General features: G+C 64.4%; 17 protein-coding genes. 9 read left to right on the top strand and 8 right to left on the bottom strand.

Features of this window, described 5'->3' with window-relative positions; translation table 11 throughout:
• The first annotated feature begins 144 nt into the window (after positions 1 to 144).
• From B0G69_RS08905 to B0G69_RS08880, 6 genes are all read left to right on the top strand, one after another.
• On the top strand, positions 145 to 1,782 hold the full coding sequence (locus tag B0G69_RS08905; RefSeq protein ID WP_121316542.1) for an FMN-binding glutamate synthase family protein: 1,638 nt from the start codon (positions 145 to 147) through the stop codon (positions 1,780 to 1,782).
• Positions 1,783 to 1,996: 214 nt separating this feature from the next.
• A complete protein-coding gene (gene glyQ / locus B0G69_RS08900; RefSeq protein WP_121319246.1) occupies positions 1,997 to 3,004 on the top strand; it encodes a glycine--tRNA ligase subunit alpha in 1,008 nt (335 codons plus the stop codon).
• A gap of 15 nt (positions 3,005 to 3,019) precedes the next feature.
• Entirely contained in the window at positions 3,020 to 5,119 is a 2,100-nt protein-coding gene (gene glyS / locus B0G69_RS08895; RefSeq protein ID WP_121316541.1) for a glycine--tRNA ligase subunit beta, read from the top strand.
• A gap of 10 nt (positions 5,120 to 5,129) precedes the next feature.
• Entirely contained in the window at positions 5,130 to 5,684 is a 555-nt protein-coding gene (gene gmhB / locus B0G69_RS08890) for a D-glycero-beta-D-manno-heptose 1,7-bisphosphate 7-phosphatase (protein ID WP_121316540.1), read from the top strand.
• A 40-nt stretch (positions 5,685 to 5,724) separates the two neighbouring features.
• A complete protein-coding gene (locus B0G69_RS08885; protein WP_121316539.1) occupies positions 5,725 to 6,483 on the top strand; it encodes a lysophospholipid acyltransferase family protein in 759 nt (252 codons plus the stop codon).
• Between the two features lie 42 nt (positions 6,484 to 6,525).
• Entirely contained in the window at positions 6,526 to 7,416 is an 891-nt protein-coding gene (locus tag B0G69_RS08880) for a SprT family zinc-dependent metalloprotease (RefSeq protein WP_121319244.1), read from the top strand.
• A 51-nt stretch (positions 7,417 to 7,467) separates the two neighbouring features.
• Here B0G69_RS08880 and B0G69_RS08875 read toward each other — a convergent pair whose 3' ends face one another.
• From B0G69_RS08875 to B0G69_RS08865, 3 genes are all read right to left on the bottom strand, one after another.
• Positions 7,468 to 7,866, bottom strand: coding sequence for a hypothetical protein (locus tag B0G69_RS08875; protein ID WP_121316538.1), 399 nt, complete (start codon positions 7,864 to 7,866; stop codon positions 7,468 to 7,470).
• A gap of 26 nt (positions 7,867 to 7,892) precedes the next feature.
• A complete protein-coding gene (gene gloA, locus B0G69_RS08870; protein WP_121316537.1) occupies positions 7,893 to 8,279 on the bottom strand; it encodes a lactoylglutathione lyase in 387 nt (128 codons plus the stop codon).
• 84 nt (positions 8,280 to 8,363) lie between these two features.
• Positions 8,364 to 9,470 carry a porin gene (locus B0G69_RS08865; protein ID WP_121316536.1) on the bottom strand — a complete coding sequence of 369 codons (1,107 nt, stop codon included), beginning with the start codon at positions 9,468 to 9,470 and terminating at the stop codon, positions 8,364 to 8,366.
• Between the two features lie 440 nt (positions 9,471 to 9,910).
• Here B0G69_RS08865 and B0G69_RS08860 point away from each other — a divergent pair, with 440 nt between their 5' ends.
• Positions 9,911 to 10,849 (top strand): DMT family transporter, encoded by a 939-nt coding sequence (locus tag B0G69_RS08860; protein WP_121316535.1) that lies wholly within the window; start codon positions 9,911 to 9,913, stop codon positions 10,847 to 10,849.
• A gap of 60 nt (positions 10,850 to 10,909) precedes the next feature.
• Here the strand turns inward: B0G69_RS08860 and rsmA are convergent, their stop codons facing one another.
• From rsmA to B0G69_RS08840, 4 genes are all read right to left on the bottom strand, one after another.
• Positions 10,910 to 11,743: a 16S rRNA (adenine(1518)-N(6)/adenine(1519)-N(6))-dimethyltransferase RsmA gene (gene rsmA, locus B0G69_RS08855; protein ID WP_121316534.1), complete on the bottom strand. Its 834-nt coding sequence runs from the start codon at positions 11,741 to 11,743 to the stop codon at positions 10,910 to 10,912.
• Between the two features lie 72 nt (positions 11,744 to 11,815).
• The gene (pdxA, locus tag B0G69_RS08850; protein WP_121316533.1) at positions 11,816 to 12,826 is read right to left on the bottom strand and encodes a 4-hydroxythreonine-4-phosphate dehydrogenase PdxA; all 1,011 of its coding nucleotides are present in this window, start codon (positions 12,824 to 12,826) and stop codon (positions 11,816 to 11,818) included.
• A gap of 5 nt (positions 12,827 to 12,831) precedes the next feature.
• Positions 12,832 to 14,196, bottom strand: coding sequence for a peptidylprolyl isomerase (locus tag B0G69_RS08845; protein ID WP_121316532.1), 1,365 nt, complete (start codon positions 14,194 to 14,196; stop codon positions 12,832 to 12,834).
• Positions 14,197 to 14,263: 67 nt separating this feature from the next.
• On the bottom strand, positions 14,264 to 16,633 hold the full coding sequence (locus B0G69_RS08840) for an LPS-assembly protein LptD (RefSeq protein ID WP_121316531.1): 2,370 nt from the start codon (positions 16,631 to 16,633) through the stop codon (positions 14,264 to 14,266).
• Positions 16,634 to 16,855: 222 nt separating this feature from the next.
• Between B0G69_RS08840 and B0G69_RS08835 the strand changes: the two genes are divergently transcribed.
• Complete coding sequence (locus B0G69_RS08835; protein ID WP_121316530.1) at positions 16,856 to 17,947, top strand: phosphotransferase; 1,092 nt, start codon at positions 16,856 to 16,858, stop codon at positions 17,945 to 17,947.
• A gap of 9 nt (positions 17,948 to 17,956) precedes the next feature.
• Positions 17,957 to 18,664, top strand: a complete 708-nt coding sequence (gene murU, locus B0G69_RS08830) for an N-acetylmuramate alpha-1-phosphate uridylyltransferase MurU (protein WP_121316529.1) — start codon at positions 17,957 to 17,959, stop codon at positions 18,662 to 18,664.
• Between the two features lie 195 nt (positions 18,665 to 18,859).
• Here the strand turns inward: murU and B0G69_RS08825 are convergent, their stop codons facing one another.
• Positions 18,860 to 20,749 carry an ABC transporter ATP-binding protein/permease gene (locus tag B0G69_RS08825; protein ID WP_121316528.1) on the bottom strand — a complete coding sequence of 630 codons (1,890 nt, stop codon included), beginning with the start codon at positions 20,747 to 20,749 and terminating at the stop codon, positions 18,860 to 18,862.
• Positions 20,750 to 20,976: the final 227 nt, after the last annotated feature.

Genomic DNA, 20,976 nt, shown 5'->3' with positions numbered 1-20,976 from the left:
ACGCCGCACCCATGCGTCGGCGCTCCGCGCTGACGCCGGCTTCACCCTAACAAGCAGCCGTCAGTTTTACTTCGCGGTGGATTCCGTCTGCGCCGAGCGCGCCGGCGAAACCTCCGCGACGATCTTCATTGCACTGGAGTCTCCATGTTTTCTCGACGTTATCTGGCCATGTGGTGCGCAATCGTACTGCTCGCCGTCTGCGCGGCGCTCGCCGCGACGCATCATATTTCGGGGTTCTGGATCCTTATGCCGCTCGCGCTCGTCGCGCTCGGCCTCTTCGACCTGACGCAGCGGCGCCACGCGATTCTGCGCAACTATCCGCTGTGGGGCCACTGCCGTTTTCTGTTCGAGTCCATCCGCCCGGAAATCCGCCAGTACTTCGTCGAAGGCGATACCGACGAGAAACCGTTCTCACGCGCTCAGCGCAGCATCGTCTATCAGCGCGCGAAGAACGACGTCGACAGCCGCCCGTATGGGACCCTGCTCGACGTCAAAGCCAACGCCCACGAATGGATCGGCCACTCCCTCGCGCCGACCACGCTCGATAACCACGACTTCCGCATCGTCGTCGGCCCGGGCCGCGCGCAACCCTATTCGATGTCGATCTTCAACGTTTCCGCGATGAGCTTCGGCTCGCTGTCGGCCAACGCGATCATGGCGCTGAACCTCGGCGCGAAGAAAGGCAACTTCGCCCACGACACCGGCGAAGGCTCGATGTCGAAGTATCACCGCGAGCACGGCGGCGACATCATCTGGGAAATCGGGTCGGGCTACTTCGGCTGCCGTAACAACGACGGCAGCTTCAGCGCGGAGAAGTTCGCGAAGCAGGCCGCCGAACCCCAAGTGAAGATGATCGAGGTGAAGCTGTCGCAAGGCGCGAAGCCGGGTCATGGCGGCGTGCTGCCGGCCGCCAAGATCACGCCAGAAATCGCGGAGACGCGCGGCGTGCCGATGGGCCGCGATTGCATCTCGCCGGCCACTCACTCCGAGTTCTCGACGCCGCGCGGCCTGCTCGAATTCGTCGACCGCCTGCGCACGCTGTCGGGCGGCAAGCCGACCGGCTTCAAGCTGTGCATCGGCCATCCGTGGGAATTCTTCGGCATTGCGAAGGCGATGCTGGAAACGGGGATTCTGCCGGACTTCATCGTCGTGGACGGCGCGGAAGGCGGCACCGGCGCGGCGCCGCTGGAGTTCACCGATCACGTCGGCGTGCCCTTGCAGGAAGGATTGCTGCTGGTCCACAACACGCTGGTCGGCACCGGCTTGCGGCAGCGCATCCGCATCGGCGCGAGCGGCAAGATGATCACCGCGTTCGATATCGCCAAGACGCTGGCGATCGGCGCGGATTGGGTCAACGCGGCGCGCGGCTTCATGTTCGCGGTGGGCTGCATTCAGGCGCAAACCTGCCACACCGGACGCTGCCCGACCGGCGTCGCGACCCAGGACCCGGTGCGCCAGCGCGCGCTAGTGGTGCCGGACAAGGCCGACCGCGTGTTCAGCTTCCACTACAACACGCTGCATGCGCTGAAGGAAATCATTCAGGCCGCGGGGCTGAAGCATCCGGCGGAGCTGCGCGCGCATCACATCGTGCAGCGCGTGTCGTCGCATGAGGTGCGCTTGATGTCGGATCTGCTGAAGTATCTCGAACCGAACGATCTGCTCAACAGCAAGTATCGCTACTCGCTGTTCGAGCAGTACTGGCCGGTGGCGCAAAGCGATTCGTTCTCGCCGAAGATGGAACTGGGCCGCGACGTGATCCGCTTGCCGACCAACAACGCATGACGAACGGCGTATGACCAACGACGTATGACGAACGACAAAGGGCCGCACGAAGCGGCCCTTTGTCGTTCAAAAACCGCATCCCGCCCGCGTCCGACCCCCGTAAAACGGACGCCCCCTTGCCTTTCCGTTAAAATCTCCGGTTTAGCACTTCGCTCCACGGCCACCTCGCGCGCTCCGGCGCCTGGCGGGGAGCCCCATGCCCGAAAGGCACTTCATGCTCACGTTTCAGCAAATCATCCTGACACTGCAGTCCTATTGGGACAAGCAGGGTTGCGCATTGCTCCAGCCGATCGACATGGAAGTCGGCGCGGGCACGTCCCACGTTCATACGTTCCTGCGCGCAATCGGCCCCGAGCCGTGGCGCGCCGCTTATGTGCAGCCGTCGCGCCGACCGAAGGACGGCCGCTATGGCGAAAACCCGAACCGTCTGCAGCACTACTACCAGTACCAGGTGGTGCTGAAGCCCGCGCCGGAAAACATCCTCGACCTGTACCTCGGCTCGCTCGAAGCGCTCGGCTTCGACCTGAAGCAGAACGACGTGCGCTTCGTCGAAGACGACTGGGAAAACCCGACGCTCGGCGCTTGGGGTCTGGGCTGGGAAGTGTGGCTGAACGGCATGGAAGTGACCCAGTTCACCTATTTCCAGGAAGTGGGCGGTCTGGCCTGCAAGCCGGTGCTCGGCGAAATCACGTACGGGCTCGAACGCCTCGCCATGTACTTGCAGAAAGTTGAAAACGTCTACGACCTCGTGTGGACCGAGTGGGAAGAGCAAGGCCCGAATGGTCCGGAAATGCGCCGTCTCACTTACGGCGACGTCTATCACCAGAACGAAGTCGAACAGTCCACGTATAACTTCGAACGCGCGAACGTCGATCTGCTGTTCACGTTCTTCAACAGCTACGAAGCGGAAGCGAAGCGCATGATCGAAGCGCAGATCGCGCTGCCCGCTTACGAACTCGTGTTGAAAGCGGGCCACACGTTCAATCTGCTCGACGCGCGCGGCGCCATTTCGGTCACCGAACGTGCGGCGTACATCGGCCGAATTCGCGCGCTGTCGCGTCTGGTTGCGCAGGCTTACTACGATTCGCGCGAAAAGCTCGGCTTCCCGATGCTCGGCAATCCCGTGCACGGCGTGCCCGGCCTCACCACCGACGCGCAAGATGCCGCAATGCCCGCGTGGGCGCCGCCGCTGAAAGTCGAACGCAAGATCGACCAGGACTGACGAGAACATCACCTCATGACTCAACCCCATCAAGCTACCCTGCTCGTCGAGTTGCTCACCGAAGAACTGCCGCCGAAAGCGCTCGCCCGTCTCGGTGAGGCGTTCGCCGAAGGCATCGCGCAGCGCCTCGCGGCGCTCGATCTGATCGAAGGCGAACTGACGTTCGAACGTTACGCCACGCCGCGCCGCCTCGCGGTCACGATCAGGAACGTGCGCCCGGTTGCGCCGGAAAAACACGTGCGCGAAAAAGTGCTGCCGGTTTCCGTCGCGCTGGACAAAGACGGTCAGCCCACCGCGCCGCTCGCGAAGAAACTCGCTGCGCTCGGCTTCCCCGATTTTTCGGTGAACGACCTGGAGCGCGCGCAGGACGGCAAGGCCGAGGCGTTCTTCCTGCGCTACGCGGCGCCCGGCGCGACGCTCGCCGACGGCCTGCAAAGCGCGCTCGACGAAACGCTCGCCAAGCTGCCGATCCCCAAGTTCATGACCTATCAGCGTCCGGACGGCACCAATGTGAAGTTCGTGCGTCCGGCGCATCGTCTGACCGCACTGCATAACGACCATGTCGTGCCGGTCAGCGCGCTCGGCATCGACGCCGACGACACCACGCTCGGCCACCGCTTCCTCTGCGAAGGTTTCGTGCAGATCCAGCACGCGGACGCCTACGCCGAAACGCTGCTGCACAAGGGCCGCGTGGTCGCGAATTTTGCCGACCGCAAGGAAGTCATCCGCACACATCTGCTCGCGCAAGCCAACGGCGACCAGGTGGTGATGCCCGAAGCGCTGCTCGACGAAGTGACATCGCTGGTCGAATGGCCGGTGGTTTATTCGTGCCGTTTCGAGGACGAGTTCCTGCAAGTGCCGCAGGAATGCCTGATCCTCACGATGCAGACAAACCAGAAGTACTTCGCGTTGACCGATGCGAACGGCAAGCTGCGCTCGCGTTTTCTGATCGTGTCGAACATCGAGACGACGACGCCGGGCGATATCGTCGAAGGCAATGAGCGCGTGGTGCGCCCGCGTCTGGCCGACGCGAAGTTCTTCTTCGAGCAGGACAAGAAAAAGCCGCTCGCCGAGCGCGTGCCGCTGCTCGCGAACGTCGTCTATCACAACAAGCTGGGCTCGGCGCTGCAACGCGTCGAGCGGCTCGAAGCGCTGGCCGGTGCGATCGCGGGGCTGATCGGCGCCGATGCGACGCTCGCGAAGCGCGCCGCGCGTCTCGCGAAGGCCGACCTGATCACCGACATGGTCGGCGAATTCCCCGAGCTGCAAGGCACGATGGGCACGTACTACGCGCGCCACGACGGCGAGCCGGAAGAAGTCGCGCTCGCCTGCTCGGAACACTATCAGCCGCGCTTTTCGGGCGACGCATTGCCCACCACCGCGACCGGCACCGTCGTCGCGCTCGCCGACAAGCTCGAAACGCTGGTCGGCATCTGGGGCATCGGCCTGCAACCCACCGGCGAAAAAGATCCGTTCGCGCTGCGCCGTCACGCGCTCGGCGTGCTGCGCATTCTGGTCGAGAAGCAACTGCCGGTCGACTTCGTCGAACTGCTGCGCACCGCTTATGCGCAATTCGCCGCAGTGCCGAACGTCGCCGATTCGACTCAAGCCATCTACGACTTCTGTATGGACCGCCTGCGCGGTTTGCTGCGCGAACGCGGTTACGCGGCCGGTGAAATCGACGCGGTGCTGGCGTTGAACCCGACGCATCTTGACGACATCGTCGCGCGCCTCGATGCGGTGCGCGAGTTCGCGGCGCTGAGCGAAGCGGCATCGCTCGCAGCGGCCAACAAGCGTATCTCGAACATCCTGAAGAAGTCCGAAGGCGCGGCGAGCGGCGGCGTGCAAATCGCGCTGCTCGTCGAAGCGGCGGAAAGGGCTTTGCATGCGCAGCTCGAACAGGTCGCGCCGCGCGTGCAGACGCAACTGGCCGCGCGCGACTACACGAGTGCGCTGACCGCGCTCGCCGCACTGCGCGAATCGGTCGACACGTTCTTCAACGACGTGATGGTCAACGCCGAAGACCCTGCGCTGCGCGCCAACCGTCTGGCCTTGCTCGGCGCGCTGCATCAGCAGATGAACTGCGTCGCCGACATTTCCCGGCTCGCCGCCTGAGCACCGCGCCATGCCGATCAAGAAAGTGGTGATCCTCGACCGCGACGGCGTGATCAACGTCGACTCCGACGCGTTCATCAAGACGCCGGACGAATGGGTCGCCCTGCCGGGTTCGCTCGAAGCGATCGCGCGTCTGAACCAGGCCGGCTATCGCGTGGCGATCGCGACCAACCAGTCGGGCATCGGGCGCGGTCTGTTCGACATGAACGCGCTCAATGCGATGCATCTGAAGATGCATCGGATGGCGGCGGCGGTCGGCGGGCGTATCGAAGCGGTATTCTTCTGCCCGCATACGGCCGAAGATCACTGCGAATGCCGCAAGCCGAAGCCCGGCATGCTGAAGATGATCACCGAGCGTTTCGAAGTCGATCCGGCCAATACGCCGGTCGTCGGCGACGCGATGCGCGATCTGCAAGCGGGCGCGGCGCTCGGTCATCCGGTTCATCTGGTGCTGACCGGCAAGGGCAAGAAGACGCTCGCGGCCGGCGGCTTGCCCGACGGCACGATCGTGCACGACGACCTGCGCGCATTCGCGCTCGACTTCCTCGCCGATGCACAAGAGTGACGCGCGCCATGCGCGTCCCCAACCCTCACTGACCACGCCGATGCGCTTCATCCGTTCCCTGCTGCTGCTGATCTACTTCGTTCTGTTCACGGTGCCGTACGCAACCGCATGCTTCATCGCGTTCCCGTTCCTGCGCGCCGACAACCGCTACTGGATGGCGGCAGGGTGGTGCCGTGCGACGCTCCACACGGTGCGTTGGCTCAACGGCATCCGCTACAGGATCGAAGGCTATGAGAATCTGCCCGACGGTCCGGCGGTGCTGCTCTCCAAGCATCAATCTGCGTGGGAAACGCTGGCGTTTCCGGCGTTGATGCCGCGACCGCTGTGCTACGTGTTCAAGCGCGAGCTGCTGTACGTGCCGTTTTTCGGCTGGGCGCTCGGCATGCTGAAGATGGTTCACATCGATCGCAAGGAAGGCAAGTACGCGTTCGAATCCGTCATCAAACAAGGCAAGGCGCGCATGGCGGAAGGCGCCTGGGTCATCATGTTTCCGGAAGGCACGCGCACGCCGACCGGCAAGCAAGGCAAGTACAAGACCGGCGGCGCGCGCTTCGCGATCGCCACCGGCGCGCCGGTCGTGCCGATCGCGCACAACGCAGGACGCGTGTGGCCGCGTAACTCGTTTCTGAAATATGCGGGTATAGTCACAGTGTCGATCGGCAAGCCAATCGACACGACGGGGCTCACGCCCGACGAAGTCAACACGCGCGTCGAACGATGGATCGAAGCTGAAATGCGTCGCATCGATCCTGCCGCGTACCACGTGGCGGACAGTCGTTCCGCCGCCGCACCAATCTGACGCGCCCACGCCCTCGAAGGCGTATTGCGCGAAGCGAATCCGATGCAGAAGTCTCCTACGTCGCAGCCCGCTGCGGCGCTCGATAACCGGCAGCTCGATCTCCCGCTCTTCGCCGAGCCGGGGTCGACGTCGTCGTCGCCTTCGCCGCATGCGCCCTCATCGGGCTCACCCGCCGGGCAACAGCCGGCTGTGCCGCTGGCACCGGACGGCAGCAAGCTGCGCAGCGTGTCGATTGGCCCGCGCACGCTGCATTACGTGCTCAAGCGTTCGGCACGCCGTTCGATCGGTTTCGCAATCGACAGCACGGGCCTCACGATCACTGCGCCGCGCTGGGTCACGCTCGCCGATATCGAAACCGCGATCACCGAAAAACAGCGCTGGATTTTCACGAAACTGATCGAATGGCAAACGCGTGTCGAACAGCGCGCATTGCCGAAAGTCGACTGGAAAGACGGCGCCGAAGTGCCCTACCTCGGTCAACCGGTGCGTGTGAAGCTCGGCTCGCCGCAAGGCACGCTCGCGTTCAACGCGGACGCCGCCGCCCTGCAAGTACCGTTGCCGTTGCAAGCCGATCCGCAGCAGATCAAGGACCGCGTGCAAGGCTGGTTGCAAGGCGAAGCGAAGCGCCTGTTCGGCGAGCGCCTCGCCATTTACGCGGAGAAGCTGGGCGTCAACTATCGCGCGTATGCGCTCTCGTCAGCGGCCACGCGCTGGGGCAGTTGTTCGAGCGATGGCAAGATCCGTTTGAACTGGCGGCTGATTCACTTTCCGCTGTCCATCATCGATTACGTGGTCGCGCATGAACTCGCGCATTTGCGTGAGATGAATCACAGCCCGCGTTTCTGGCAAACAGTCGAATCGATTTTTCCGGAATTCCGCGAGGCGCGGCAAACGCTGAAGTCGCATCCGCCGGAATTGCTGCCGACGCTTTGAGCTAGCGCGGCAAACACTCAACCACCCTCGCCAGTTGCGCGGATTCGCGCATCACTGCGTGCAGTAGGTCTCGTGCAGATGACGCCACGTCACCTTGCCGTGCGCGTCGAGGTCCAGCACCGCCGTCGAGCGCCGCACGTTCGCATTGCCCGCGCCGTCGCGCTGATATTCGCGATACTTCACCACCGCGCCCGACGCATAGTCGGCGACGATCTCCATATCGCGAATCGTGATTTGCGAGCCTGGACGCGCCCCGCGCAGCTTGCCGAAAAGCTCGCACGCGCAGGCGTGGTCCACGGTGACGCCGGATGGCATCACCATCGTGAATTGTGGCGCAAAGCGCGCCGCGATCCGTTGCAGCGCGCCGTCATCCGCGGAGCCGTCAAACAATGCCTGGATTTCAGCGTGGATGTCGCCGAGTTTTTCGAAGTAGGGATTATTGTTGTTCATTGTTTGAGCTTGCCCCGCCGACTACGTTACTTTTTCTTCTGGATGAATTCGATCTTGTAACCGTCCGGGTCCGTCACGAATGCGATCACGGTGGTGCCGTGTTTCATCGGGCCGGCTTCGCGCACGACCGTGCCGCCTTGAGCCTTGATCTTGTCGCAAGCGGCATACGCGTCTTCGACTTCGACCGCGAGGTGACCGAAGCCGTTGCCCAGATCGTACGTCGGCGTGTCCCAGTTGTGCGTCAGTTCGATGACAGTGCCGTCGCGTTCGTCCGTATAGCCGACGAAAGCCAGCGTGAATTTACCGTCCGGATAGTCTTCGCGGCGCAGCAGTTTCATGCCGAGCAGTTCCGTGTAGAAGGCAATCGAACGATCCAGGTCGCCGACCCGGAGCATGGTGTGAAGCAGGCGCATTGTGCACTCCCTGTTGCGTAGTAAAGCGAGACCGTCAATGTACCCGGAATCACGCGGCGCTGCAGAGTCCGGCGCACGCGGCGCTCAGAACTGATGCCGCAGCCCCGCCATCAGGCCGAGTTGCGTGCCCTTCTGCCCGAGTCCGACGCCATTGACACCTTGCAGCTGCGCGCCGATCAGGTCACCCCGGTACTGGGCGAAATCGCCTTCCAGATAGACATCGGTGCGCTTCGACAGGTTGTAGTCGGCGACCAGCTGATATTGCCACGCCGAGCCGTCCTGCTTCGCGGTCTTGCCGTCCTGCAACGTGCGCCAGATGTTCGCGGCGAAGTGCCATACGTTGCCGACCTGCTGCGTGATGCCGCCCATGATCATGCGGCGCCGCGCGAAGTCCGTGTACTTGAGCGCGGCCAGCACGGGCGCGGTGAACGGTCCGTTGGCGAAGTTCGAAAATCCGGCGTCTTTCTGATTGACGATATAGCCCGCCGAAAAGCGGGTGAGATTCCACGTGTACGAAGCGCCGAAGGTCCACGCTTTCGCCGCCGCGCCGTTCACCGAATCTTTCGACTCTTCGTACGCGCCGCCGATGCTGAACGGTCCGCCCACCGGTTTATAGGCGAGGGCCGCGCCGATCTGACTGCCGTACGAATTGCCCGCATTGCCGCCGAACGCATAACCGGCCGCGAAGCTGAGACCGTTATATCTCGCCTGATACTGCACCTGGTTGCTGGTCCAGATGCCGCCCGTCATCGTCACTTCCGGCTGGAAGCTGAAGTCGTACGGAATCCACCAGTTGCTGCCGTAGCCGCCCGCCGTGATGCCTTCGATCATCACGTTGTACTGGCGCCCCAGAATGACCTGGCCGAACGCGTTCGAGCGCACGCCCACCTGCGCTTCGTTGAAGAACGGCAAGGTGGGGTCGCTGCGCCCGCTGTTGATGTTGAAACGGTTTTCGAGTTTGAAGAAGGTGGACCAGCCGCCGCCGAGATCCTCGACGCCTTTCAGGCCCCAGCGGCTCTGCGTGAGGCCGCCCGGACCGAGCCCGAGCGACCAGTCGCCGGCCTTGTTCACGTTGGTCAGATAACGCACGCTCTCATCCACCACGCCGTAGAGCGTGACACTCGATTGCCCGTGCGCGATCGCACATCCCAGCGCCGCCATCGCCGCCACCCACCTGGTTGCGTTCTTCATTTCGTCTCCTCGTACCGGCTCCGCGGTGCGCGGATGGGTTCGTCGGCGTGGGGCGGCGCAATTCGATCTGGCGCATTGTCAGCGCGTTCGCCGTGGCGGAACGCTGCACTTGCTGTCCTCTCGGGTCCATGCGAATGGGCTGACGAAACCCACCTGTTCGAACCTTAGCGCGAAACGGCAGCGTCAAGAAAATAGTCTGACAAGGGTGTTGTGAAGTGGACAAAAAACTTGCAGCGGTAAAGAAGCACGCGTAGAAGGTAGAGGCTTCGTTTGCGGGCGCGGCGGCTTTGCTATCGTACGATCCGCGCCTATGGGCGAGGCAGCGGCCGCGCGGCCAAAGCCCGGTCCATCCGGTCGATTACCGATTACCTGCGGCGCGCCGGCATCCGATACTGTGCGCCGCCCCTCCACTGCTTCGTCGACCTCCCCACCGCCGCCCCATGAGCACCACCGCCCTGCCCGCACACCGCGCCCCGGATAGCTTCGCCATCCTGCTGATGATCGGCTTGTGCGCCATCTGGGGACTGCAGCAAGTCGCGATCAAAAGCACCAACTCGGCATTGCCGCCGGTCTTTCAGGCGGGCTTGCGTTCGGCGATCGCGGCAGTGCTGGTATGGGGATGGGCGCGCGCACGCGGCACGCCGCTCTTTCGCGACGACGGCACGCTCGGCGCGGGCCTGCTGGCAGGCGTGCTGTTTGCCGCGGAGTTCGTCTGTATCTTTCTCGGACTGACGCTGACCAGCGCGTCGCGCATGGCGGTGTTTCTGTACACGGCGCCGTGCTTCACGGCGCTCGGGCTGCACTGGTTCGTCGACGGCGAACGGATGCGGCGGATTCAGTGGCTCGGCATCTTCGTCGCGTTCGCGGGGATGACGCTGGCGTTCGCCGACGGCTTCCTGCATGGCGCCGCCGCCCGAAGCTCGGCGCTCGCGGGCGCGGCCGGCGACGCGCTCGGCGTGCTGGCCGGCATCGCGTGGGCCGCGACGACCGTGGTGGTGCGCGCGACGCGCCTCGCGCAATCGAGCGCCAGCAAGACGCTGTTTTATCAGTTGATGGTGTCGGCGGTGGTGTTGCTCGCGCTCGCACTCGGGCTCGGCCAGGCTCACGTGGAAACCGTCACGCCACTGGTGCTCGTGAGTCTCGCGTACCAGGCAGTGGTCGTCGCGTTCGTCAGCTATCTGGTGTGGTTCTGGTTGCTCACGCGTTATATCGCGTCGCGCCTGTCGGTGTTCTCGTTTCTCACGCCCTTGTTCGGCGTGACCTTCGGCGTGTTGCTGCTCGGCGAGTCGTTCAGCCTGCGCTTTCTGATGGCTGCCGTGCTGGTGCTGACCGGCATTGCGCTGGTCAATGCGCCGGCGAAGCGGCGGCTGGTGTCCTAGCAGGAGTTAGCGGCGCGCGCGGGTCGCAGAGGCATCAGAGGCCTCAGCGGGCCGCACAAGTCACGAAGCCTTATCCGCCACGATCTGCGCCACACGCACGTATTCGGCCACCGACACGTCTTCGGCGCGGCGTTGCAGATCGAAGCCGAGCGCCTCGAAATCGACCGAATCGCGGAAGGCGGCCAGCGTGTTGCGCAACATCTTGCGACGCTGCGAGAACGCCGCCGTCACCACCTCGCCGAGCACGCGTTCGTCGACAGGCGGCAGTTCGTGCAACTCGTACGGGATCATCCGCACGATCGCCGAATCGACCTTCGGCGGCGGCTGGAACGCTTCGGGCGGCACGTCGAGCTGCTTGTCGATCACGTAGCGGTACTGCAGCATCACCGACAGCCGGCTGAATGCCTTGGTGCCGGGCTCCGCCACCATCCGCTCGACCACCTCGTTCTGCAGCATGAAGTGCTGATCGATCACGCGATGCGCGAACGACGTCAAATGAAACAGCAGCGGGCTTGAAATGTTGTACGGCAGATTGCCGACGATGCGCAGCGACGCCTTGTCGCCCGGCGCGGCGAGCGAGCCGAAGTCGAACGCGAGCGCGTCGCCCGCGTGCAGCTCGAGCAGGTCGCCGAACTTGGTCTTCAGACGGCCGATCAGATCGCGATCCAGTTCGACCGCGTGCAACGGCGCTTCCGGCGTCGCGAGCCGCTCGACCAGCGGTTCGGTGAGCGCGCCGAGTCCCGGTCCGATTTCGACCATGCGCTCGCCACGTTGCGGCCGGATCACGTCGACGATCGAATCGATCACGCCCATGTCGACCAGAAAGTTCTGACCGAAACGCTTGCGCGCGAGATGACCCTGGTGCCGGCCCTGTTGCTGTCTGCTGGTGGACATCGAAGAAACGCTAAGAAAAAGAACTGCTTGAGAAAAAGGAAAACGCCGCAAACCGCGCTGCGGCGCGCGCGCTCAGCCCGCGCGGCGATGCTGCGCCATCGACACCGCCGTGTCGATCGCGGCAAGCAGGCTGCCCGCGTCGGCGCGGCCGGTGCCGGCCAGATCGAGGGCGGTGCCGTGATCGACCGAGGTGCGGATGATCGGCAAGCCGAGCGTGACATTGATGCCTTCGCCGAACGTCGCGTACTTCAACACCGGCAGACCCTGATCGTGGAACATCGCCAGCACGCAGTCGGCCTCTTCGAGATAACGCGGCTGGAACAGCGTGTCGGCCGGATAGGGGCCGCGCGCGTCGATACCCTGGTCGTTCGCGAGCGTGAGCGCCGGCGTGATGACCTCGATTTCCTCGCGGCCCAGATAACCGTTTTCGCCCGCGTGCGGGTTCAGGCCCGTCACGAGAATGCGCGGCGCGGGCAAGCCGAAGTGATGCCGCAGATCGTGATCAATGATGCGCAGCGTCTCGACGATACCCTCGACCGACAGCGCGGCCGACACGTCCTTGAGCGGCAGATGCGTGGTCGCGAGCGCGACGCGCAACGGACGCTTGCCGGTGCCGGCCAGCATCATCACCACGCGTGGCGTGTGAGTGCGCTCGGCCAGATATTCGGTGTGGCCGGTGAACGGCACACCGGCGTCGTTGATCGTGCTTTTCTGCAGCGGCGCGGTGACGATCGCGTCGAAGATGCCGGCCACCGCGCCGTCGATCGCGCTGTCGAGCAGATCGAGCACGTAGCGGCCGTTGGCGGCGTCCAGCTTGCCCGCGCGCGACGGCGCGCCGAGCGGCTGGTGCCGCACCCGCACGCGCTGGCCGTGCGCCACCAGCGCGGTCCAATCGACGCCCACCGCACGCGCGCGTTCGGCGAGCAGACCCGCGTCGCCCAGCACGGTGAACTGCGCGTTCGGCCAGTGCGCCGCCGCGCCGGCCAACGCCTGCGCCGTCAGTTCGGGGCCGACGCCGGCGGGCTCGCCGGTCGTGATCGCGATCTGCAACGGCAGGCTGGTGGACTGGGCGGCGCTCGTCATGATGGTTATTGCACGCTCGACAGCGTGGGTTTCACTTCCACGTAAGCGGTGTCGCGCAGTTCGCGCAGCCAGTCGGCGTAAGCCTGTTCCGCCTTGCGCTGACCGATGGCCTGGCGCGCCAGATCCATTTGCTGGGATACCGAGCCTTCCGCTTCACGGCGGCCCAGCACCTGGATCAGGTGGTAGCCGTATTCGCTGCGCACCGGGTCGCTGATCTGGCCGTCCTGGAGCGAGTTCATCGCGCGCTCGAATTCCGGCACCGTTTCGCCCGGGCTGATCCAGCCGAGGTCGCCGCCTTGCGACGCCGAACCGTCCTGCGAGTAGGTGTGTGCGAACTTCGAGAAGTCGCCGCCCGCCGCAATCTGACTCTTGATGTCGAGCAGCTTCTGGCGCGCTTGCGGCTCGGACATGCCGTCGCCGACGCGCAGCAGGATGTGGCGCACGTGCGTCTGCACGAGCTTCGGCGCGTCCGCGCTCGTGCCCTGACCGGCGCGGCGATCGACCAGCCGCACGATCTCGAAACCGTCGTTGGTGCGGATCAGATCCGGGCTGACCTCGCCGGGGCGCAGCGTCGACGCGGCCTTGACGAATTCAGGCGGCAACTTGGACGGCGCGAGGAAACCCAGATCGCCGCTGTTCTTTGCCGCGTCCGGCGCCTGCGAGTTGGACTTCGCGAGCCTCTCGAAATTGGCGCCGCCCTTGGCTTCGGTCAGCAGAGACTGCGCTTTCTGCTGCGCCGCCTCGATGTCCGTCTCCGGCGCGTTCAGCGGCGCCTTCACGAAAATATGCTGTAGGTGCAGGTCGCTCGTCTGGCCGGCATTCGGGCCACGCTGACTGGCGATGTAGTTCGCCACCTCGGCGTCCGACACCGTGACCTTGCTGTCCACTTCCTTCTCGCGCAGGCGCGACAGCGTCAGTTCGGTACGCGCGTCGCCGGTGAAGGTGGTCCAGGGCACGCCTTGCGCCTCGATGCGCGCGCGGTACATTTCGAGCGACATGTTGTTCGCCTGGGCGAGCCGCTCGAGCGTTTTTTGCACGGCGGCGTCGTCGATGTTGATGCCGTCTTCCTTCGCCTTCTGCAACTGGATGCGCTCCAGCACCATCTGGTTGAGCACCTGCTGGCGCAGCTGGTCCATCGGCGGGACCGGCGCGTTCTGCTGGTTCAGCCGGCGCGTGATCAGGCTCATGCGCTCGTCGAGCTCGCGCCGCGTGATGACACCGTTGTTGACCACTGCGGCGATGGTGTCGACCGTCTGGCCGCTACTGCCGCCCAGCGCCTGCGCCTGAACCGGCGCGACCGAGAGGAAAGACGCCGCGGCGACGAGACCGGCCGCAAGCGTTGCCAAGCGATGCTTTTTCATGATTGCCACAGATACTCCAATGATGTCGGGCACGCCTGGCCCGTCTTTTCGCATTCGATAAATGATTGGGCGCGCGTCATTCGTAATTGGTGAAGCGAGATTCCGGCGGCGGCGGCGGCGGCAACGGCGTGTAACCCGCCACGCTGTTGCGGAACGCGGTCATCAGCCCGTTATCGACGCTCGACAGGCCCTTGAAGGTCAACTGCGCCAGGAACCGCGTACTCGACTGATTCTGCCCCGACGTGTTCAGGCCGTTCGCATAGCGCTGGATGCCGGCGCCGAGCGTCCAGCAGTCGGCGTCGTATTGCATGCCGACCAGGCCGTCGACGACCCGGTGACCGCCCAGGTCGTAGTTGAACCGCGCGACGCCGTACACGCGATGCGTGAGCGGCCACTGTCCCGACACCAGGATCTGGTTGATCGGCTGGTTGTCCAGCGTGGTGTTCGCGCGCGTGTAACGGTACGCGACGTTGATCACCTTGCCGGTCGCCGGACTGAACCCGAAGCCGACGCTCGTCTTCACCAGCTGATTGTTGTCGGCATTATATTGGAACGCCGTTTCCGAGGCGAAACCGGCGCCGAGCTTGAGCGACGCACCCGCGATCAGGTCCGAATGCGTGGCCTGCGTGCTGGTCTGGTTCGGCTGCAGCGTAACGCGCTGGTCCTGGAAATAGTACTGCTGCGCGATCACGAAGCGCGCCCGCTCGTCGCCCGTGGCCGGGTTGATGAAGCGCGTGGTGATGGCCGCGGTCAGGCGGTTCGCGTCGGCGATCCGGTCGTTGCCGACGAAGGTGTTCGGCGTGAAGATTTCCGCGAGACCGAAGTCGGAGTCGGCGGTGTCGAAGAGCGGCGCGTTGTCCTGATTGCGGTACGGCGTGTACACGTAGTACAGGCGCGGCTCCAGCGTCTGGATGTAATCGGTGCCGAACACGCGCACCGAGCGCTCGAAAATCAGCCCGGTATCGAAGCTCAGCGTCGGGATCGATTCGGTGAAATTCTTCGGCGTGCCGCGCGCCACGTCGGCGGTGCTGAGGTTGTTCAGGTTGTACGACGCGAAGTGCCACTGCACCTTCGGCGTGACGAAGTAGCCCGGCCCGACCACCGAGTACGACACGTACGGGTTGAACAGCACCCGCTGACCCTGGGTCATGTCCCCGGTGGTGATGCGGAAATTCGTGTAGTCGGCTTCCGTGCCGAAGTCGAAGCCGCCGACGTTGTACTTCGCGTACTTCACGTTCAACTGCGGCTCACGGCCGTACGGCGCGACCGACGGTTCGAGCGTCTGCCAGTGCTGTTCGCGCGCGAGCACCGACCACGGCCCGTTGTTATAGGTCAACCCGGCTTCCTGCTGATACAGGAGCTGGGTGCCGTTCATGAACTGATTGACCGACGACGACAGGTCTTCCGGATACGTGTTGTCCGAAACCCTGTTGTAGTAGATGTAGCCGCCGAACCCGTTGCCGAAGTTCTGATTGTGCTGGATATACAGCGCGTAGCGGTTGGTCTTGGTCAGGTGATCGTCCGGCAGGAATTCGCCGGTGATCGAGCCGGAATACGTGGGCGACAGATAACGGAACGTGCTCTGCAACTGCACACCGCGCTTGGAGATCAAACGCGGCGTGACCGTCAGATCGCGATTCGGCGCGATGTTGAAGTAATACGGTACCGAGAGTTCGACACCATTCGACGAACTCAGCGAGAACGTGGGCGGCAACAGCCCGCTGCGCCGCTCGCCCGACAACGGGAACGACAGCCAGGGCGAGGCGAACACCGGCACGCCCTGGAAGAACAGCACGCTGTTGTGCGCGACGCCTTCGTCCGCGCCAGTGTCGAAGTCGAACTCGCTGCCCTTGATGTACCAGGCCGGGTTGTCCTCGCACGCGCAAGCCGTATAGGTGCCGCGCGTAAATACCGAGCGCTCGTAGTCGAGCAGGTCGACACGCTCCGCGCTGCCCGAGCCGCCCGTCAGGTTGAAGCGATACTTCGGCGAGGTCATGAAGCCTTCGGTCGAATCCACGCGCAGATGCGCTTCCGGACCGATGAAGGTATTGCCGCTGTTGATCACGTGAACCTGGCCGTATGCGTCGGCCATGTCCGTGTCCTGATCGTAGTGCAGCGCGTCGGCCTTGATCACGGCCGTATTGCGGCGCAGCTCGCCCGAGCCCTTGACCGCCAGATCCTGGTCGATGGTGCCGGCGGCGCTGTCGCCGAGCACGAACGTGGCCGGGCTCTGGCCGGCTTGCAGCGGATGATCCTCGAGCTGCGGGGCAAGCCGCATGCCCCACGGGATGTCGATGGATTGCGGCTGCGCGGCTTCCCCCACCAGCTGGGCGTGCGCGAGCGCGGGCATCAGGCCCGGAGCGGCGATCAACGCCGCGACGAGCCGCCTTTTGCGCGGCACTACAGCACAAGAGGGAGTCGTTTGGGAAAGCTTTCTAGGCGGCATGTATCGTTTGGCGAATCGGCCCGTCCGTCAGCTCCTGCAGTCACGATCCACCGCCTGCACACCCCGACCGTGACAGTCGGCTGTACATCAATATTTACAATCTGTCGAACGATGAGGCGGGCGGTGAAGCGGACCACGCGAAAGCCGGCGTGAGTCGCGTCAAAAAAGTCGTGGGGTATTATATGGCAAGACGTTGCCCCTCTGAATTTGCTGCCGGTTTTCATGACGCCCCCCTCCTCCCAAGACACGACCCAAGACTCCACCGACAGCCGTCTCGAACTGCTCAAAGCCTGGCTGCAAGGCCATGCGGCGCGTTATGCGCTCGAGCTCGACACGCTAGTCCCGGCTTCGTCCGACGCCAGTTTTCGCCGCTATTTCCGGCTCGCCGGTAAGGCGGCGGAAGGCGAAAGCGCCACTACCCTGATCGCCGTCGATGCCCCGCCGCCCGAGAAGTCCCGCGAATTCGTGCAGGTCGCCGGCCTGCTCGACGCCGCCGGCGTGCACGTGCCGCGCGTGCTGGAGGCCGATTTCGACGCCGGGCTGATGCTCGTCACCGATCTGGGCACCGCTTCCTACCTCGCTGCGCTGATCGACGCGCAACAGTCCGGCGATTCGCGCCGCGCCCGCACGCTGATGCGCGACGCGCTCGACGCGCTGATCCGCTGGCAACTCAGTTCGCGCGAAAACGTGCTGCCGCCGTTCGACGAAGCATTCCTGCGCCGCGAAATGGAGCTGATGCCGGAGTGGTTCATCGGCCGGCACCTCGCGCGCGAGGTCGACGAAAAAACGCGTGGCGTGCTCGATCGCACGTTCGCGCTGCTGATCGCGAGCGCGCGTGCGCAGCCGCAGGTGTTCATGCTGCGCGATTTCATGCCGCGCAATCTGATGATCGCCGCCGCGCCGAATCCTGTGAACCCCGGCGTGCTGGACTTCCAGGACGCGGTGTTCGGCCCGATCACGTACGACGTCGCGTCGCTGCTGCGCGACGCGTTCATCGGCTGGGACGAGGAGTTCGAACTGGACTGCTTCGTGTACTACTGGGAGCGCGCGAAAAAGGCCGGCCTGCCGGTCGATGCCGATTTCGGCGAGTTCTACCGGCAGATCGAGTGGATGGGCCTGCAACGGCACATCAAGGTGCTGGGCCTGTTCTGCCGGATCAACTACCGGGACGGCAAGCCGCACTACATGAAGGATCTGCCGCGTTTCATCGGCTATGCGCGCAAGGTGGCCGAACGCTATGCGCCGCTGCGTCCGTTCGCGAAGCTGCTCGACGAGCTCGAAGGCCGCGCGAATGAAGTCGGCTACACGTTCTGACCGGTCGCCATGTCCCTGAAGAAAGCGATGATTTTCGCCGCGGGCCGCGGCGAGCGTATGCGTCCGTTGACCGACGCGTGCCCCAAACCTTTGCTCGAAGTGGGCGGCAAGCCCCTGATCGTCTGGCAGATCGAACGGCTCGCGCGGGCCGGCTTCCAGACCATCGTGATCAATCATGCGTGGCTCGGCGCGCAGCTCGAAGTCGCGCTCGGCGACGGTTCGCGCTGGCAGGTCGAATTGCGCTACTCGGCCGAGCATGAAGCATTGGAGACGGCGGGCGGCATCGCGCAGGCGCTGCCGCTGCTCGAAGATGACGGCGCGAGCGACGTGTTCGTCGCGGTCGCCGGCGACGTGTACGCCGATTTCGATTACGCCGCGCTCGATGCTCGCGCCCGGCAATTGAAGGCGCAGCCCGCTCCGGGCATGCATCTGGTGATGGTGCCGAATCCGCCGTTTCATCCGAACGGCGACTTTGCGCTGGTCGACGGCGTGCTGTCGCTCGACGCGCAGCCGCGCCTGACGTTCGGCAGCATCGGGCTTTACGACACGCGCATGTTCCGCGACTTGCCGCGCGGCACGCGGCGCGCGCTCACGCCGTATTACCGCGAGACGATTGCGCGCGGACTCGCGAGCGGCGAGTTGTACGAAGGCTTGTGGGAGAACATCGGGACGGCGGCTCAATTGCAGGATCTGGATCAGCGCTTGAGGATGCGCTGAGGGCGGCGAATCGGGGGCGCAGCGCAAAAAAGCCTCGCGGCGAGCGGCGGCGTCACGCGAAGGCCGACGTGCAATACCGCGCAATTCACGCGCGGCATCCGGTTCGCCAGTGAAGTGGACGTACCGCGTTCACCGCTCAAACCATTCAACTGCTGCGCCCCGCCGCCCGTTGCACAAGCCACCCAGGCGCGGCACTCACCGCCCGCCCTCGCCCGCTCCAATCGTCTCCATCGGCTCGGGTGCCTCTGCCGCACGTTGCTGCTGCAAGGCCCACATCTGCGCAAACAGGCCGTTCGCGCGCAGCAGTTCCGCATGCGTGCCGCGCTCGACGATGCGCCCCTTGTCCATCACGATGATCTGCTGCGCGTGCACCACCGTCGATAGCCGGTGCGCGATGATCAGCGTCGTGCGCTCGCGGGCGATCTGATCGAGCTCGTGCTGGATCGCGCGCTCGGAGCGCGAATCGAGCGCGGAGGTCGCTTCATCGAACAGCAGGATCGGCGGATTCTTCAGGATGGTCCGCGCAATCGCCACGCGCTGCTTTTCGCCGCCCGATAATTTCAGGCCGCGCTCGCCGACCGGCGTGTCATAGCCGTTCGGCAGTCCTTCGATGAACTCGTGAATATGCGCCGCGCGCGCCGCCGCGATCACTTCTTCGCGGCTCGCCGACGGCCGGCCGTATGCGATGTTGTAGTAGATCGAATCATTGAACAGCACCGTGTCCTGCGGCACGATGCCGATCGACGCGCGCAGCGAATCCTGCGTGACGTCGCGGATATCCTGAGCGTCGATGGTGATCGCGCCGCCCGTCGCGCGGTCCAGATCATAGAAGCGGAACATCAGCCGCGCGAGCGTGGATTTGCCCGAACCGCTATGGCCGACCACCGCCGTCGTGGTCCCCGCGGGAATCGTGAAGCTCACGTCGTGCAGAATCTGGCGCGCCGGCTCGTACGCGAAGTTCACGTGCTCGAAGCGCACCTGCGCACCGCGCGCTTGCAATGGTGGCGCATCGGGCAGGTCGGGCACTTCCTGCGCCGCGCCGAGCAGCGTGAACATACGGTCCATGTCGGTGAGACTCTGCTTCAGTTCGCGATACACAACGCCGAGAAAATTCAGCGGAATATAAAGCTGCAGCATGAAGGTGTTGATCAGCACCAGATCGCCGAGCGTGAGGCGCCCGGCCATCACGCCTTGCGTCGCACGCCAGAGGATGAACACGAGCCCCGTGCCGATGATCGCCTGCTGCCCGAAGTTCAGCGCCGACAGCGAACGCTGCGATTTGATCGCCGCCGTGCGATAGCGCTTGAGGTTTTCATCGTAGCGGCTCGCTTCCCACTCTTCGTTGCCGAAGTACTTGACGGTCTCGTAGTTGAGCAGCGAATCGATGGCGCGCGAGTTGGCTTTCGAATCGAGATCGTTCATCGTGCGGCGAAAATGCGTGCGCCACTCGGTGACCTTCACCGTGAATACGATGTACACCGCGAGCGCGATGAACGTGACGATCGCGTAATACGCCTCGTATTTGACGACGAAAAAGCCGAGCACGAGGCCGACTTCGACGAGCGTCGGCAGGATGCTGTAGAGCGAATACGAGATCAGTTGCGTGATGCCGCGCGTGCCGCGTTCGATGTCGCGCGACATGCCGCCCGTCTGCCGTTCGAGATGAAACCGCAGCGACAGCGCATGCAGATGGCGAAACACCTTCAGCGCGAGTTGCCGCACCGCGCTCTCGGTCACTTTCGAAAACAGCATCTCGCGCAATTCGGTGAAGAGCGAAGTGGACAGCCGCACCACCGCATACGCGACCACCAGCAGCCCAACGCCGCCGAGCAGCACGATGCCCGGCGCGTCGTGCGCGCGGCCGAGCGCGGTGAGATGCTGGACCGACGCGAGGCTGTCGACGATGCGCTTCATCACGATCGGCACACCCAGATTGGCGACCTTCGCGCCGATCAGGCAACTGAGCGCGAAGCCGACTCGCCATTTATACGTGGCGAGGTAAGGCAGCAGCGAGAGGATCGTCTGCCAGTCGTTGCGAGGCTGGGTGGAAATCGGCGAGGGTTCGGACGAGGGCGTGCGGCGCATGGGGATCTGCAAGGGGGAGTGTGTGAAAATGCCGGAGCTCCCGCGACAATAGCGGCGCGTCGGGTGCGGCCTGCCGAGCCGGCACACCGCTTATTGACGCACGACCTCGCTGAACGCTTTCCCGTACAATTCCTGATCTTTCTATTGTCGCAGAAGCCGGCTGGCGCCGCTTTTCATGGGCTGTCCGGCCACCGGTTGCACGCTGGCCGCGCGGCCGTCCCATCTGC

Source organism: Paraburkholderia sp. RAU2J (genome assembly GCF_003634845.1).
Lineage (GTDB): Bacteria > Pseudomonadota > Gammaproteobacteria > Burkholderiales > Burkholderiaceae > Paraburkholderia > Paraburkholderia fynbosensis.
Note: the sequence above shows the minus strand (reverse complement) of the source record. Positions and strands in the feature narration are given on the sequence as shown.